Source organism: Streptomyces sp. 6N223 (assembly GCF_052246635.1).
In the GTDB taxonomy this organism is placed as follows: domain Bacteria; phylum Actinomycetota; class Actinomycetes; order Streptomycetales; family Streptomycetaceae; genus Streptomyces.
Genome location: NZ_JBQQCA010000002.1, coordinates 1 through 13,076 on the forward strand (window position 1 = coordinate 1; position 13,076 = coordinate 13,076).

Here is a 13,076-nt window from a genome sequence, read left to right on the forward strand (position 1 = left end):
CACCAGGGGCTTCGCCCCCGGACCCCCCATTGCCGCCCACACCCCGGCACCCCACCCGGGGCTGAGCGCCGTCGTAAGTGACGGCGAGGGCTGGCCTAGCCGGCCACGGCCCGCGTCGACGTGCCCTTCGGCGGCGTGGCCGACTTCGCCGTCGTCTTCTTGGCGGCGGTCTTCTTCGCAGCCGCCTTCTTCGCCGTCGTGGTCTTCTTGGCGGCGGTCTTCTCCGCCGTCGACGTCTTCTTGGCCGCCGTCTTCTTCGTGGTGGCCTTCTTGGCGGCAGCCTTCTTCGCGGTCTTCTTCGCCGGGCCCTTGGCGCGCTTCTCCGCCAGCAGCTCGAAGCCGCGCTCGGGGGTGATCGTCTGCGGGTCGTCGTCGCGGCGCAGCGTGGCGTTGGTCTCGCCGTCCGTGACGTACGGGCCGAAGCGGCCGTCCTTCACCACCACCGGTCTGCCGGTCGCCGGGTCCTCGCCCAGCTCCTTCAGCGGCGGCTTGGCGGCGGCGCGCCCGCGCGTCTTCGGCTGGGCGTAGATCGCCAGCGCCTGCTCCAGGGTGACGGTGAAGATCTGCTCCTCGCTCTCCAGCGAGCGCGAGTCCGTCCCCTTCTTCAGATACGGGCCGTAGCGGCCGTTCTGCGCGGTGATCTCCTGCCCGGACTCCGGGTCGGTGCCCACGACGCGCGGCAGCGACAGCAGCCTCAGCGCGTCGTCGAGGGTGATGCTCTCCAGCGACATCGACTTCAGCAGCGAGGCGGTGCGCGGCTTGGCGGCGGCCTTCGTGGCCTTGCCCCGCTTCTTCGGCGCGCCCTCGGCGGGCTCGGGCAGCACCTCGGTGACGTACGGGCCGTAGCGGCCGTCGCGGGCGACGATCTGGTGGCCGGTGGCCGGGTCTGTGCCCAGCTCGAAGTCGCCGCTGGGCTTGGCCAGCAGCTCGCGGGCCAGATCGACGGTCAGCTCGTCCGGCGGCAGGTCGCCGGGCACGTCGGCACGCTTGCTCTCGCCCTCGGGGTCGTCGGGCGACGGCGGCGCCTCCACGTACGGCCCGTAGCGGCCGACGCGCAGCACGATGCTGTCGCCGACGGGGAAGGAGGAGATCTCGCGGGCGTCGATGGCGCCCAGGTCGGTGACCAGCGCCTTCAGGCCGGCGAGGTGGTCGCCGTCCTGCGCGCCCTCCCCGACGCCAGCGCCCTCGCCGAAGTAGAAACGCCGCAGCCACGGCACGGCCTGCGCGTCGCCGGTGGCGATGCGGTCGAGGTCGTCCTCCATCTTCGCGGTGAAGTCGTAGTCGACCAGCCGCCCGAAGTGCTGCTCCAGCAGGTTGGTGACGGCGAAGGAGAGGAAGGAGGGGACGAGCGCGGTGCCCTTCTTGAAGACGTACCCGCGGTCGAGGATGGTGCCGATGATCGTGGCGTACGTCGACGGGCGGCCGATCTCGCGCTCCTCCAGCTCCTTCACCAGCGTCGCCTCGGTGTAGCGGGCGGGCGGCTTGGTGGCGTGGCCGTCGGCGGTGATGTCGCGGGCGGCGAGCGGGTCGCCCTCGCCGACGGCGGGCAGCCGCCGCTCGCGGTCGTCCAGCTCGGCGCCGGGCTCGTCGGCGCTCTCCACGTACGCCTTGAGGAAGCCGTGGAAGGTGATCACCTTGCCGGTCGCGCTGAACTCGCAGTCGCGGCCGTCGGCGCTCGTGCCCCCGACCCGCACGGCCACGGACTGGCCGACGGCGTCCTTCATCTGCGAGGCGACGGTCCGCTTCCAGATCAGCTCGTACAGCCGGTACTGGTCGCCGGTCAGGCCGGTCTCGGCGGGGGTGCGGAAGCGGTCGCCGGAGGGGCGGATCGCCTCGTGCGCCTCCTGGGCGTTCTTGACCTTGCTGGCGTACGTGCGCGGGCGGTCGGGCAGGTAGTCCGCGCCGTAGAGCTGCGCGACCTGGGCGCGGGCGGCGTTGACGGCGGTGGCGGACAGGGTGGTGGAGTCGGTCCGCATGTAGGTGATGTAGCCGTTCTCGTACAGCCGCTGCGCCACCTGCATGGTGATCTTGGCGCCCATGCCGAGCTTGCGCGACGCCTCCTGCTGGAGGGTGGTGGTGCGGAAGGGCGCATAGGGCGAGCGGCGGTAGGGCTTGGACTCCACGGAGCGGACGGAGAACGCCGTGTCCGCGAGCGCGGCGGCCAGCGCGCGGGCGGCCTCCTCGCCGAGGTGCTCGACCTGGCCGGGGCTCCTGAGCTGCCCGTCGGGGCCGAAGTCGCGGCCCTGGGCGACGCGCCGCCCGTCGACGGCGGCGAGGCGCGCGTCGAAGGTGTCCTCGCCGGGGATGGTCGCGAAGGTGCCGGTCAGGTCCCAGTACTCGGCGGAGCGGAACGCGATCCGCTCCCGCTCGCGCTCGACGACGAGCCTGGTCGCCACGGACTGCACGCGCCCGGCCGACAGGCGCGGCATGACCTTCTTCCACAGCACGGGCGAGACCTCGTAGCCGTAGAGCCGGTCGAGGATGCGGCGGGTCTCCTGGGCGTCGACGAGGAGCTGGTTCAGCTCGCGCGGGTTGTTGACCGCCTCCCGGATGGCGTCGCGCGTGATCTCGTGGAAGACCATGCGGCGCACGGGCACCTTGGGCTTGAGGACCTCCTTCAGGTGCCAGGCGATGGCCTCGCCCTCGCGGTCCTCGTCGGTGGCGAGGTAGAGCTCGTCGGAGTCGGCCAGGAGCTCCTTGAGCTTCTTGACCTGGTCCTTCTTGTCGCTGTTGACGACGTACAGCGGCTGGAAGCCCTCGTCGACGTTGACGCCGAGGCGGGCCCAGGGCTCGCCCTTGTACCGGGCCGGGACCTCTGCGGCGCCGTTGGGGAGGTCGCGGATGTGCCCGACGCTGGCCTCGACAACATAGCCGGGGCCGAGGTAGCCCTTGATCGTCTTCGCCTTGGCGGGCGACTCGACGATCACAAGTCGGCGTCCGCCGTGCGCGGTCTCGCTGGTCGGCGACACGTGTCCTCGCTCTTCTCTCTCCGTAGGTCCGGTGGTCGATCCGGGGGTACGGCTCATGGTGCGGAGTGTGACGGTACCTCCCGCCTCCGTGTCAAACGGGAAAGCCCAGTGGCTCATGGAGGGGCTCAAGGAACGGTAACCCGAAGCCCTTGCTCCCGCCGACCGGTGCTCTGGCAGGATGTCGGGGGTCCGTCAGTGCCAAGGACGGCATACACCCGAAAATCACCGCTCCAACAAGGGGGGAACGATGTCAGACCCCAATGCCAATCCGTACCAGCAGCCTCCTGGGCAGACGCCGCCGCCCGGGCCCGGCGCCTACGGCCCGCCGCCCGGACAGGGCCAGCCCGGCTACGGCTACCCCGGCCCGCCCCCGGGCGGTCCCGGCGCACCCGGCGCCCCAGGTGCCCCCGGCATGGCTCCGCCGCCCGGAGCCCCCGGAGCCCCCGGAGCCCCCGGCGGCTACCCGCAGCAGGCGCCCGCGCCCTACCCCGGCGGCCCGCAGTACGGCGGCGACCCGAACGCGCCCTACGGCTACGACCCTCACGGCCGGCCGTACTCGAACAAGTCGAAGACGACCGCGGGCATCCTCCAGCTCCTCGTCGGCGGCCTCGGCGCCGGCCGCTGGTACACCGGCCACACCGGCATGGCCGTCGCGCAGCTCCTGACCTGCGGCGGTGTCGGCATCTGGGCGCTGGTGGACGGCATCCTCTTCCTCGTGAAGGATGACCGCACCGACCCCCAGGGACGACCGCTGCGCAGCTGAGGCGAGGCGATTGATGGTGACGGCGACCGCCGGGTGGCGGCGGCGGCCGGGGCGCTTCCCCCGCCGCCCCGTCCACCCGGCGCTGCCGCCGGTCGCCACGCTTGCCGCCGGGCTGGCGGGTGCGGCGTACCTGTGGCGCACCGATCCGCACGACGGCGGGCAGTTCCTGCCGCGCTGCCCGTTCAACTGGGCCACCGGGCTGCTGTGCCCGGCATGCGGCGGGACGCGCATGGCGTACGACGCGATGCACGGGGACCTCGCCGCGGCGTTTCACGACAACGCGGTGCTGCTGTGTCTCGGCGTGCCGCTGGCGGCGTGGCTCGGGGGGCGCTGGCTGTACGAGGGCCTGCGCGGGCGGCGTTACCGGCCCCGGTTCAGGCCGGTGGCCGTCGCGGCGGTGCTGGGCCTCGCCGTGGTGTGGGCCGTGGTGCGCAACGCCGTGGGCTAGCCGGGGCTCCGCCTGTCCGGGCCCGTGCCCGCGGGCTGGCTAGGCCGGGAGCAGGAAGCCCTGCTCGATCAGGGTGCGCGTCTCGGTGCTGACCTGGGCGCGAATGGTCGCCGGGTCCTCGCCGAGGAGGTCGGCCACCGCGTCGGCGATCGCGCCGAGCGGGAGGGTGCCGTCGCAGGCGCCCGCGACGCCGGCCGTCACCGTGTCCACCGCTCGGGCCCGCATCATGCCGTGGCGCTGCCGCAGCACGATCTGCTGCGGGTGCTCGGCGCCGGGCTGGCCGAGCTGCTCCTGCACGACGCCGTCGGCCAGCGCCAGGCGGCAGCCGAGCAGCGCGGCGTCGTCATCGCGCCGGTCGCGGAGGAAGTCCTGCCGGGCGAAGTGGCCGGGAATCGTCTCTCCGAGGGGCTGCTCGACCGCGTGCGTCCACTCCTCGACGGTGATGGCGGGCGCCCGTCGCGCGGCGGTGGTGCGGCGCAGCGTGATCCAGCCGAGCCCGATCGTCCTGGTGCCACGCGCGGCGAAGTCGGCGAGCCATTCTTCGTACCGCTTCTCGTACGCCTGCGGTTCGCCGAGGTGGGCGCCCGCATCACGCAGCCACAGCTCGGTGTACTCGGTGACGTCCTGCGCCTCGCGGCGCACGATCCACGCGTCGCAGCCCTCGGGGACCCAGGAGGCGAGCCGCTCGCGCCACTCCCCTCCCTCGGATCCCTCCGGTTCCTCCCAGTTCGCCAGGAGCTGGCACCAGCCGCCCTCGGCCAGGTGGGCCGCGGCCCCGCCGGCCAGCGCGCGGCACAGCTCGTCGCCGGGCAGGCCCGCGTCCCGGTAGGTGAGCCGCTCCTCCCGGGCCGGGGAGATCACGAACGGCGGGTTGGCCACGATCAGGTCGAAGTCGGACTCGCCGGCCACCGGCTCGTACAGCGACCCCTGCCGCAGGTCCGCCTCGGGCGCGCCGGAGAGCGCCAGCGTGAGCGCGGCCATGCGCAGGGCGCGCGGGTTGACGTCGGTGGCGGTCACCCGCTCGGCGTGCTGGGAGGCGTGCAGGGCCTGGACGCCGCAGCCGGTGCCCAGGTCGAGGACGCGGCGCACGGGGCGCCGCACGGTGAGCTGCGCCAGCGTCGCGGAGGCGCCGCCGACGCCGAGCACCACGTCGGGGCGGCGGGGCGCGCCGGCGCGGAACGCCGGGCGGGGGTCGGAGACCACCCACCAGTCCAGGCCGCCCTCGCCGGCGTACGGCCGCACCTCAACCGTGGCGCGCACGTCGTCCCCCTCGGCCCGCACCCAGCCGTCGCCGAGCGCCGCGTCGAACGCCGCCCCGCCCAGCGCGGCGCGCGCCTGGCGCCGGGGCACGGGTCGCCGCAGCAGGAGCAGCCGCGTCAGCGTGGCCGGCGGCCCGCCGTCCGCGCCGTCGCCCGCGCGGGTGGCGCGCAGCGCGGGCACGGTCTCGCCCCGCGCGAGCGCGGCGTACGCGGGCGCGCCGAGCAGCTCCAGCAGCCCGTCGGCGGTGAAGTCGGCCTCGCGCAGCGCGTCGCGCAGCCGCGCCGTGCCGGGGCCGGGGACCGGGAGCTGTGACAGGTCAGCGTCGCTCATGTCGCTCACGTTGCTCACGGCGCCATTTGATCATGCGGCACGAGGGCCCGGCGGCCCGGCGGCCCGTATGCCCGTGGCCCGGATGCCCGTCACTCCTCGGCGGGCGAGGAGCCGGCGTCCGGCTGCGCCGTCGCGGAGAGGGACTGGCAGCCGGGCTGCTGCGCCATGGCCTCGCCCAGCTCACCCTCCTGCAGGTCGTGCAGGGCCCGGTCGCTGCTCTCGCTGAGCTGGCCGAGCCGCTCGGCGATGCCGCCGAGCCCCTCGGCGAACGCGGCCCGGTCGGAGGTCTCCAGGCCGTCGATCGTGTCCTTCAGGTCGGTGTAGGAGTCGGAGATGTCGTTCAGCTCCGTCACCGCGTTGCGCCGCAGCCGGGGGCCGTCCTCGACGGGCGGGTCGCCCGCGCGCTGCACCGTCTCGGCGAGCGCGGTGTACGCCTCGGAGACGTCCTGGAACGCCGTCGAGTCGGCCTGCTGGAGCTCCTTGGGGGCCGCGTCGCTCTCGCTCGCCTCGGTGATCGCGGCGTTGGCCGACTGGATCCGCTTCACGTGGGGCCGCATCTCGTTGCAGACCTGCCGCGCCCACGCCTCCGTCTCGTCGGAGCCGTCGTCGCCGCCCCCGCACGCCGCGAGTGACAGAGACAGCGACAGCGCGAACGCCAACGCCGCACAACCCCTCCGCGCTGAGCGCGCCACTGCGAGCCGAACCGTCTTCACCGGTGTCCCGTCCTTTCGTACCTCTGGGCGGGAACTTACACGGCGGAGTCGCTCGTCCGGGTGATCCGAGGGCTTGTCGTCCCGTATGACTGGCCGCTTGGCCGACGAATACGCCTGATCAAGTGACTGGGGCGCTACCGGGGTGTGAGCGGCAACACCTCCGCGAGGGCGCGCCAGGCGGGAAGCGGGATGTCCGCGTGGGGGCTATCGGTGACGACCTGGAGGGCGAGGTGGTCGGCCCCGGCGGCGAGGAAGTCGTCGGCGCGGCGGCGGACGGCCTCGGCGTCGCCGAGGGCAAAGACCTCGTCGAGCAGCCGGTCGCTGCCGCCGCCCGCGAAGTCCTCCTCGGCGAAGCCGAGCCGCAGCAGGTTGTTGGTGTAGTTGGGCAGCGCCAGGTACATGGCGAGGTACGCGCGGGCGGTGGCCCGGGCCCGGCCGGGGTCGGTGTCGAGCACGACCTTCAGCTCCGGCGCCAGCATGGGGCCGTCGCCGAGGACGGCGCGGGCCCGCGCGGTGTGCTCGGGCGTGACGAGGTAAGGGTGCGCGCCGGCGGCCCGGTCGCGGGCCAGCTCCAGCATCCGGGGGCCGAGCGCCGCCAGCACGCGCCCGCCGGCCGGGACCGGGCGCGGGGCCTCGTCGAGCGCGGTCAGGTAGTCGCGCATCGCCGAGTACGGGCGCCGGTAGCGGTCGGTGAGCGCGCTGTGGCTCACGCCGAGGCCGAGCAGGAAGCGCCCGCCGTGGGCGGCGTTGGCGTCGGCGTACTGGGCGGCGACGTCGGCGGGCTCGTGCTGCCAGATGCTGAGGATGCCGGTGGCCACCGTGATGCGTGAGGTGGCCTCCAGCAGGGGCAGCGCGTGCGCGACGCCGGGGCTGCTGCCCAGCCAGATGGTGCCGTAGCCGAGCTCGTCGAGTTCGCGGGCGGCGTCGGCGATCTCCTGGCGCCGCGCGGGGTCCTCCGAGCGCAGCACGGCGTTCCATACGCCGATGCGTCCGAGGTCGGCCGGGTGGGTGCGGGTGTGCTGGTCGTTTCCCATGTGGGGGGACAACCGGGCGGCCGGCGCTCGCTATTCCGGCCGCCCCGGGGCCGTCACCCGTCCGGCCCCGGGGGTCCGTGGCGTTACGCCGTGACGATCTGGTCGCCCTCGATCCGGACCGTTACGGCGGGCAGCGGCTCGTCCGCCGGGCCGTTCAGGACCTCGCCGGTGGCGGCGTCGAAGACCGAGCCGTGGCAGGGGCAGCTCAGCTCGGTGCCGTCCGCCTCGACCGTGCAGCCCTTGTGGGTGCAGGCGGCGCTGAAGCAGACCACCGAGGACTCGTCGGGGCGGAAGAGCATCGCTTCGCCGTCGGGGGTGGCGAACGGCCCCGCGGCCTCGCCGACAGGCACCTCGTCGACGGAGGCCAGCGGCTCGCCCCCGGATCCGGACCCGCCTTGGCCCTCATCCCCGCCCTGTCCATCGGACGAGGAGTCCGGCGAGTCGCCATCCGAGGCCGAGCCGCTGGTGTCGTTGGAGCCGCTCGACTCGTCGTCGCTGCCGCAGGCCGTGAGCGTGAACGCTCCAGCGGCCCCGGCGGCGGTCGTCAGAACGGCGCGGCGGCTGCGTGATGTGCTGCGTGGCGTTGCTGTCATACCCCTGCAAACGAGGCCGCCCGGTCCTCGGTTCACTGTGGGAGAGAGATTTTCGGTGCGAGGCATGTCGGCGCGCACCGGGGTGCGCCGGGCGTGAACCATGGGCTCGTCTGTCCCGTATGGAGGGACATGATCGCTTGGATTCTGCGGATTCTCGTGGCCCTCGGACTGCTCGGCTCGGCGTGGGTGCACCTGGTGGTGTGGCAGGACTGGGTCCGGTACGACGACGTGGTCGGGCCGATGTTCCTCGCGAACGTCGTCGCCGGGCTCCTCATCGCGCTGCTGGTGCTGGCCTGGCGCACCCACTGGCTGCCCGAGCTGGCGAGCGTCGGCTTCGGCGCCGCCACCCTGGGGGCGTACGTGATGTCCCTGACGACCGGCTTCTTCGGCATCGAGGAGCAGTTCCGGACCGACGAGGAGCTGTGGGGCGTGATCACCGAGGCGGCGTGCGTGGTGTTCGGGGCTATGCTGCTCCTCCTCCGGTTCGGGCTCCTCGGCTTCCAGCGGCTCCAGGGGGTCCAGCAGACCGGGCACAGGCGGCGGCAGAGGCAGACGGCGTGAGCGAAGGCTCGGCGGAAGACCAGTTGATGCGGGCGCTGCACGACGAACACGCCGCGGCGCTGTGGTCCTTCGCCCTGCACCTCACGGGCGGGGACCGGGCCCGCGCCGAGGACGTGGCGCAGGAGACGCTGCTGCGGGCCTGGCGCCACCCGGGGGTGCTGGACCAGTCCACACGCTCCGCCCGAGCCTGGCTGTTCACCGTGGCCCGGCGGATCGTCATCGACGGCTGGCGGTCCGCGGCGGCGCGTTCGGAGATCACCACCGACTCCCCGCCCGACACGGCCGCGCCGGACGACATCGAACGCGCCGTGCAGGGCTGGCTGGTCGCCGACGCGCTGGCCGAGCTGTCCCCCCGCCACCGCGAGGTGCTGACGCTCTGCTACTTCCAGGGGTTGTCCGTGGCCGAGGCCGCGGCGCGCCTCGGGGTGGCGGAGGGCACCGTGAAGTCACGCACGCACTACGCACTCCGCTCGCTGCGCCTGGTGCTGGAAGAGAAGGGCGTCACGCAATGAGCGGGATGAACTGGCCGGGCGGCGGCCCCACAGGGCCGCACGGGCCGAGAGAGCCGGGAGAACAGACCGAGCAGATGGGACCGACAGGAGGTGACCGCTTCCTGACCTGGGACGGGGCCTACGTGCTGGGCGCGCTGTCGCCGCAGGACCGGGCCGCGTACGAGGCGCACCTGCGGGAGTGCGGCGACTGCGCCCGCGCGGTGCGGGAGCTGGCGGGGATGCCGGGGCTGCTCGGGCAGGCGCAGGCCCTGCCGCGGCCGCCGCAGGCGAACGCCGAGCCGCCGCCGGCGGATCTGCTGCCCGCGCTGCTGGACCGGGTGGCCGGGGAGCGGCGGCGGCAGCGGCGGCGGGCGATGCTGCCGGGCCTGGGGCTGGCGCTGGCCGCCTGCCTGGCGTTGCTGTTCGTGCTGGTGATGCCGGTCGGCGGCGACGGCGGGGGCACGGGCGGGGGCACGGGCGGAGGCGGCGGCGAGCCGATCGCGATGACCTCGCTGGTGGAGTACCCGGTGTCGGCGACGGTGAGCCTGACGGACGCGGACTGGGGCACCCGCGTGAACATGGAGTGCGTCTACGGGGCGGACTCCTCCAACGACTACGTGCTGGTGGCGATCACGCGGGACGGCGAGGAGGTGCAGCTGGCGAGCTGGGCCACGATCCGGGACCGCGACGTCACCCTCAGCGTGGGCACGGAGCTGCATCCGGCGGACATCGAGACGCTGGAGGTGCGCAGCACCCACGGCTACGCCGTGCTGCGCGCGGACGTGTCCGGATGAGCCGACCGGGACGGCCGGCGGCCGGCCCCCAAACGATCAGTCGATTGGGCTAGGGTCGGCTGCCATGTCGCACAACCAGCCGCAGCAGCACCAGGAGCCCGACCCGGCGGGCAGCACGCAGATGTTCCAGGCGTTCGTCAATGACGGGGCACCCGACGGCGGGCGCCGGGCCGCCGCCCCGGCGGGGCCGGCGTCGGCGTCGGCGTCGGGGCCGAGAGTCGGCCTGATCGTGGGCGTCGTCGTGGCCGTGGCGGCGCTGGCCGCGGTGGCCTGGCTGGCGCTGGGCTGAGCGAGACGGCCGGCGCGAGGGGCCTTCTCTTTCCCCGGACCGGCGGAGGACCGCCGCCGGTCCGGGCGTGCCTCACTCCTCTGCCGTCAGGCCGTCGCGCAGCTGCGCGAGCGTGCGGGTGAGCAGCCGGGAGACGTGCATCTGCGAGATCCCGACCTCCTCACCGATCTGGGACTGGGTCATGTTGCCGAAGAACCGCAGCATGATGATCCGGCGCTCCCGGGCGGGGAGCCGGGCCAGCAGCGGCTTGAGCGACTCGCGGTACTCGACGCCCTCCAGGGCCGCGTCCTCGTACCCCAGGCGGTCGGCCAGCGAGCCCTCGCCGCCGTCCTCCTCGGGGGAGGGCGAGTCCAGCGAGCTGGCGGTGTAGGCGTTGCCCACGGCCAGGCCGTCGACCACCTCCTCCTCGGACACCCCGAGGCAGGCGGCGAGCTCGGCCACCGTGGGGGAGCGGTCGAGGCGCTGGGACAGCTCGTCGCTGGCCTTGGTGAGGGCCAGCCGCAGCTCCTGCAGCCGGCGCGGGACGCGCACCGACCAGGAGGTGTCGCGGAAGAACCGCTTGATCTCACCGACCACGGTCGGCATGGCGAACGTCGGGAACTCCACGCCCCGCTCGCAGTCGAAGCGGTCGATCGCCTTGATCAGACCGATCGTGCCGACCTGGACGATGTCCTCCATCGGCTCGTTCCGGCTGCGGAACCGGGCCGCCGCGTAGCGCACCAGCGGGAGGTTGAGCTCGATCAGGGTGTCCCTGACGTAGCCGCGCTCCGGGCTGTCCTTGTCGAGAGTGGCCAACCGCTGGAAGAGGGAACGGGAGAGGGTGCGGGTGTCGAGGTTGTCGGTCTCCGCGGGAGCTTCGGGCGGCAGCGAGGGTGTGTGCTGCTCGGGTACATGCGGCGTGCCGGTTTCGGTGAGCACCTTGGAGCTGCCCAGTTCTACGGACATGCCACCCCCTTGAGGTCGTGGACGGGTCGCGGCGGCGCGCCCCCGTGAGACTCGGATGAGCCCCCACGAGAGGAGGCGCCCTCTCGTGGATACCGGAGCTGCCGCCACGGCAAACGCGGTTCTAGCAGAATGTCACAGGTCGTCAACACGATGTAGCTTCTTGTCGATAAAACGGCACAGGTGATGTGCGAGTTCCCGGAGTTGGATACCTCTTCCGGCTTAGGCGTCGCTCGGATTTCCGGTTCGCAGCCGGGTGACGCTGCGCGCCAGCAGACGGGAGATGTGCATCTGCGAAACGCCGAGCTCGGCGCTGATCTGTGACTGCGTCAGGTTGCGGTAGTAGCGCAGCAGCAGGATGCGCCGCTCCCGCTCCGGGAGCTGGACCAGCAGGTGCCGCACGAGGGCGCGGTGCTCCACGCCGGCCAGTCCCGGGTCCTCGTAGCCCAGACGGTCGATCAGGCCCGGCGCGTCCTCCCGCTCGCGGGCCGCGTCGAGGGAGGAGACCCGGAAGGCGTGGCCCGCCTCCACGCCGGCCGCCACCTCCTCCTCGGCGATCTGGAGGCGTTCGGCCACCTCGGCGGTGGTCGGCGCCCGCCCCAGCGCCGCGGTCAGCTCCTCGCTGGCCGCCCGCACCTGCGCCCACCGCTCGTGCAGCCGCCGGGGCACGTGCACGCCGCGCACGTTGTCGCGGAAGTACCGCCGGATCTCCCCGACGATGGTCGGCATGGCGAAGGTCGGGAACTGCACGCCCCGCCCCAGGTCGAAGCGGTCGATGGCGTGGATGAGGCCGATCGTGCCGACCTGGATCACGTCCTCCATCGGCTCGTTGCGGCTGCGAAAACGCAGGGCGACGTACCGCACCAGCGGCAGGTTGGCCTCGATCAGCGCGCCGCGCACCCGGGCGTGCTCGGGAGAGCCGGGCTCCAGCGCGGCCAGCCGCTCGAAGAGGGCCTGCGTGAGCGCACGCGCCTTGACCCCCCGGCCCCGTGCCGCTGCCACCTGCCGACCACCCCTTCACGCCTTTCACGCCCATCGCAGTGCAAAAGCTGTCATAGCATCACAAGACATGTCCGCGGTGTGCAAGCACCACGTCACGACGTGTTGATGGCCGATCAGCGCCGATCAGTTGATCACCTCCGCCAGCAGATCCCCCACGCCCTCGGCCGCGTCCGAGACCGCCTGGAAGCCGAGGCCGACGAAGTCGGCCGAGCCGTCGGGGGAGGATATGACCGCGTACAGCAGGAACACGGCCAGCAGATAGAGCGCGATCCGCCGCGCCCGGACCAGGGTCATGGCTGCCTCCCGAAGCTCACGTTCCCCGCCCGGTACAGATCGCGCAGCAGGGCTATCTCCGCGCCGTGGTGAATCGTCTCGCGGTTGATGTGGAGCACCAGCGCGGCCAGCGGGGCGTCCGGGTACAGCCGCTCGGCGGGGCCGCAGCGCCGGGCCAGGCCCGCCTCGTCCAGGGACCGCACGCCCGCCATCCACCGCTCGTACGCCTCGTCGAGCTGCGCCAGCGCCTCCGCCGCCGTGCCGGCGTACCCCCACGTGGCGTGGGCGACGGGCGGCCCGCCGAAGTGGCGCGAGGCGCGGCCGCCGAGGATGTCGGCGATGAGGTGGCCCATGCGCCAGGCGATCGTCGTCAGCGGCGCGGGCTCCGGATCGGGCTCGCCGGGCGCCACGTCGTCCCGCGTGAAGCCGCCCGCCCCGTCGGGCCGCACGCTCCAGCATCCGGGCGCCGGCTCCCAGAGACACTCCTCGTCCGTCAGCCCCTCGAAGCGCGGACGCAGCAGCCCCCGCCAGTGCCAGTCGAGCTGGTCGACCAGCTCCCGCTGCCAGGCGATCTCCGTGGTGTCATCGGTACCCGTCGTGTCCTCGGTGCTCAT

General features: G+C 73.4%; 15 protein-coding genes. 6 read left to right on the forward strand and 9 right to left on the reverse strand.

The window, feature by feature from the left end:
* Positions 1-95: 95 nt before the first annotated feature.
* Positions 96-2,969 (reverse strand): type I DNA topoisomerase, encoded by a 2,874-nt coding sequence (gene topA, locus ACTWQH_RS01680; protein ID WP_443284461.1) that lies wholly within the window; start codon positions 2,967-2,969, stop codon positions 96-98.
* Positions 2,970-3,216: 247 nt separating this feature from the next.
* On the opposite strand from topA, the gene ACTWQH_RS01685 reads away from it, so the two are divergent.
* Both ACTWQH_RS01685 and ACTWQH_RS01690 read left to right on the forward strand, forming a co-directional pair.
* Positions 3,217-3,732: a TM2 domain-containing protein gene (locus ACTWQH_RS01685; protein WP_443284462.1), complete on the forward strand. Its 516-nt coding sequence runs from the start codon at positions 3,217-3,219 to the stop codon at positions 3,730-3,732.
* A gap of 13 nt (positions 3,733-3,745) precedes the next feature.
* Positions 3,746-4,180, forward strand: a complete 435-nt coding sequence (locus ACTWQH_RS01690; RefSeq protein WP_443284463.1) for a DUF2752 domain-containing protein — start codon at positions 3,746-3,748, stop codon at positions 4,178-4,180.
* 39 nt (positions 4,181-4,219) lie between these two features.
* Here ACTWQH_RS01690 and ACTWQH_RS01695 read toward each other — a convergent pair whose 3' ends face one another.
* The 4 genes from ACTWQH_RS01695 to ACTWQH_RS01710 form a co-directional block, all read right to left on the reverse strand.
* Positions 4,220-5,770 carry a DUF7059 domain-containing protein gene (locus tag ACTWQH_RS01695; RefSeq protein WP_443284464.1) on the reverse strand — a complete coding sequence of 517 codons (1,551 nt, stop codon included), beginning with the start codon at positions 5,768-5,770 and terminating at the stop codon, positions 4,220-4,222.
* Between the two features lie 89 nt (positions 5,771-5,859).
* Complete coding sequence (locus ACTWQH_RS01700) at positions 5,860-6,429, reverse strand: small secreted protein (protein WP_443284465.1); 570 nt, start codon at positions 6,427-6,429, stop codon at positions 5,860-5,862.
* Between the two features lie 188 nt (positions 6,430-6,617).
* A complete protein-coding gene (locus ACTWQH_RS01705; RefSeq protein ID WP_443284466.1) occupies positions 6,618-7,517 on the reverse strand; it encodes an LLM class F420-dependent oxidoreductase in 900 nt (299 codons plus the stop codon).
* An 83-nt stretch (positions 7,518-7,600) separates the two neighbouring features.
* Complete coding sequence (locus tag ACTWQH_RS01710; protein ID WP_443284467.1) at positions 7,601-8,110, reverse strand: Rieske (2Fe-2S) protein; 510 nt, start codon at positions 8,108-8,110, stop codon at positions 7,601-7,603.
* Positions 8,111-8,239: 129 nt separating this feature from the next.
* Between ACTWQH_RS01710 and ACTWQH_RS01715 the strand changes: the two genes are divergently transcribed.
* The 4 genes from ACTWQH_RS01715 to ACTWQH_RS01730 all read left to right on the forward strand — a co-directional run bounded on the left by ACTWQH_RS01715 (position 8,240) and on the right by ACTWQH_RS01730 (position 10,245).
* Positions 8,240-8,671, forward strand: coding sequence for a hypothetical protein (locus ACTWQH_RS01715; RefSeq protein WP_443284468.1), 432 nt, complete (start codon positions 8,240-8,242; stop codon positions 8,669-8,671).
* The gene (locus tag ACTWQH_RS01720; protein WP_443284469.1) at positions 8,668-9,183 is read left to right on the forward strand and encodes a sigma-70 family RNA polymerase sigma factor; all 516 of its coding nucleotides are present in this window, start codon (positions 8,668-8,670) and stop codon (positions 9,181-9,183) included. Before ACTWQH_RS01715 ends, ACTWQH_RS01720 begins: the two co-directional genes overlap by 4 nt.
* A gap of 74 nt (positions 9,184-9,257) precedes the next feature.
* On the forward strand, positions 9,258-9,956 hold the full coding sequence (locus ACTWQH_RS01725; protein ID WP_443284470.1) for a zf-HC2 domain-containing protein: 699 nt from the start codon (positions 9,258-9,260) through the stop codon (positions 9,954-9,956).
* A gap of 64 nt (positions 9,957-10,020) precedes the next feature.
* Complete coding sequence (locus tag ACTWQH_RS01730) at positions 10,021-10,245, forward strand: hypothetical protein (RefSeq protein ID WP_443284471.1); 225 nt, start codon at positions 10,021-10,023, stop codon at positions 10,243-10,245.
* A gap of 72 nt (positions 10,246-10,317) precedes the next feature.
* On the opposite strand, the gene ACTWQH_RS01735 is transcribed toward ACTWQH_RS01730, so the two are convergent.
* From ACTWQH_RS01735 to ACTWQH_RS01750, 4 genes are all read right to left on the reverse strand, one after another.
* The gene (locus ACTWQH_RS01735; RefSeq protein WP_443284472.1) at positions 10,318-11,190 is read right to left on the reverse strand and encodes an RNA polymerase sigma factor SigF; all 873 of its coding nucleotides are present in this window, start codon (positions 11,188-11,190) and stop codon (positions 10,318-10,320) included.
* 219 nt (positions 11,191-11,409) lie between these two features.
* Positions 11,410-12,189: an RNA polymerase sigma factor SigF gene (locus ACTWQH_RS01740; RefSeq protein WP_443284473.1), complete on the reverse strand. Its 780-nt coding sequence runs from the start codon at positions 12,187-12,189 to the stop codon at positions 11,410-11,412.
* Positions 12,190-12,312: 123 nt separating this feature from the next.
* A complete protein-coding gene (locus tag ACTWQH_RS01745; protein WP_443284474.1) occupies positions 12,313-12,483 on the reverse strand; it encodes a hypothetical protein in 171 nt (56 codons plus the stop codon).
* Positions 12,480-13,076 (reverse strand): DinB family protein, encoded by a 597-nt coding sequence (locus ACTWQH_RS01750; RefSeq protein ID WP_443284475.1) that lies wholly within the window; start codon positions 13,074-13,076, stop codon positions 12,480-12,482. Before ACTWQH_RS01750 ends, ACTWQH_RS01745 begins: the two co-directional genes overlap by 4 nt.

Coding starts and splice junctions, on each gene's coding strand:
- ACTWQH_RS01685 (WP_443284462.1), top strand. CDS start 3,217: ATGTCAGACCCCAATGCCAATCCGTACCAGCAGCCTCCTGGGCAGACG.
- ACTWQH_RS01690 (WP_443284463.1), top strand. CDS start 3,746: ATGGTGACGGCGACCGCCGGGTGGCGGCGGCGGCCGGGGCGCTTCCCC.
- ACTWQH_RS01695 (WP_443284464.1), bottom strand. CDS start 5,770: ATGAGCGACGCTGACCTGTCACAGCTCCCGGTCCCCGGCCCCGGCACG.
- ACTWQH_RS01705 (WP_443284466.1), bottom strand. CDS start 7,517: ATGGGAAACGACCAGCACACCCGCACCCACCCGGCCGACCTCGGACGC.
- ACTWQH_RS01710 (WP_443284467.1), bottom strand. CDS start 8,110: ATGACAGCAACGCCACGCAGCACATCACGCAGCCGCCGCGCCGTTCTG.
- ACTWQH_RS01715 (WP_443284468.1), top strand. CDS start 8,240: ATGATCGCTTGGATTCTGCGGATTCTCGTGGCCCTCGGACTGCTCGGC.
- ACTWQH_RS01725 (WP_443284470.1), top strand. CDS start 9,258: ATGGGACCGACAGGAGGTGACCGCTTCCTGACCTGGGACGGGGCCTAC.
- ACTWQH_RS01730 (WP_443284471.1), top strand. CDS start 10,021: ATGTCGCACAACCAGCCGCAGCAGCACCAGGAGCCCGACCCGGCGGGC.
- ACTWQH_RS01735 (WP_443284472.1), bottom strand. CDS start 11,190: ATGTCCGTAGAACTGGGCAGCTCCAAGGTGCTCACCGAAACCGGCACG.
- ACTWQH_RS01745 (WP_443284474.1), bottom strand. CDS start 12,483: ATGACCCTGGTCCGGGCGCGGCGGATCGCGCTCTATCTGCTGGCCGTG.
- ACTWQH_RS01750 (WP_443284475.1), bottom strand. CDS start 13,076: ATGAGCACCGAGGACACGACGGGTACCGATGACACCACGGAGATCGCC.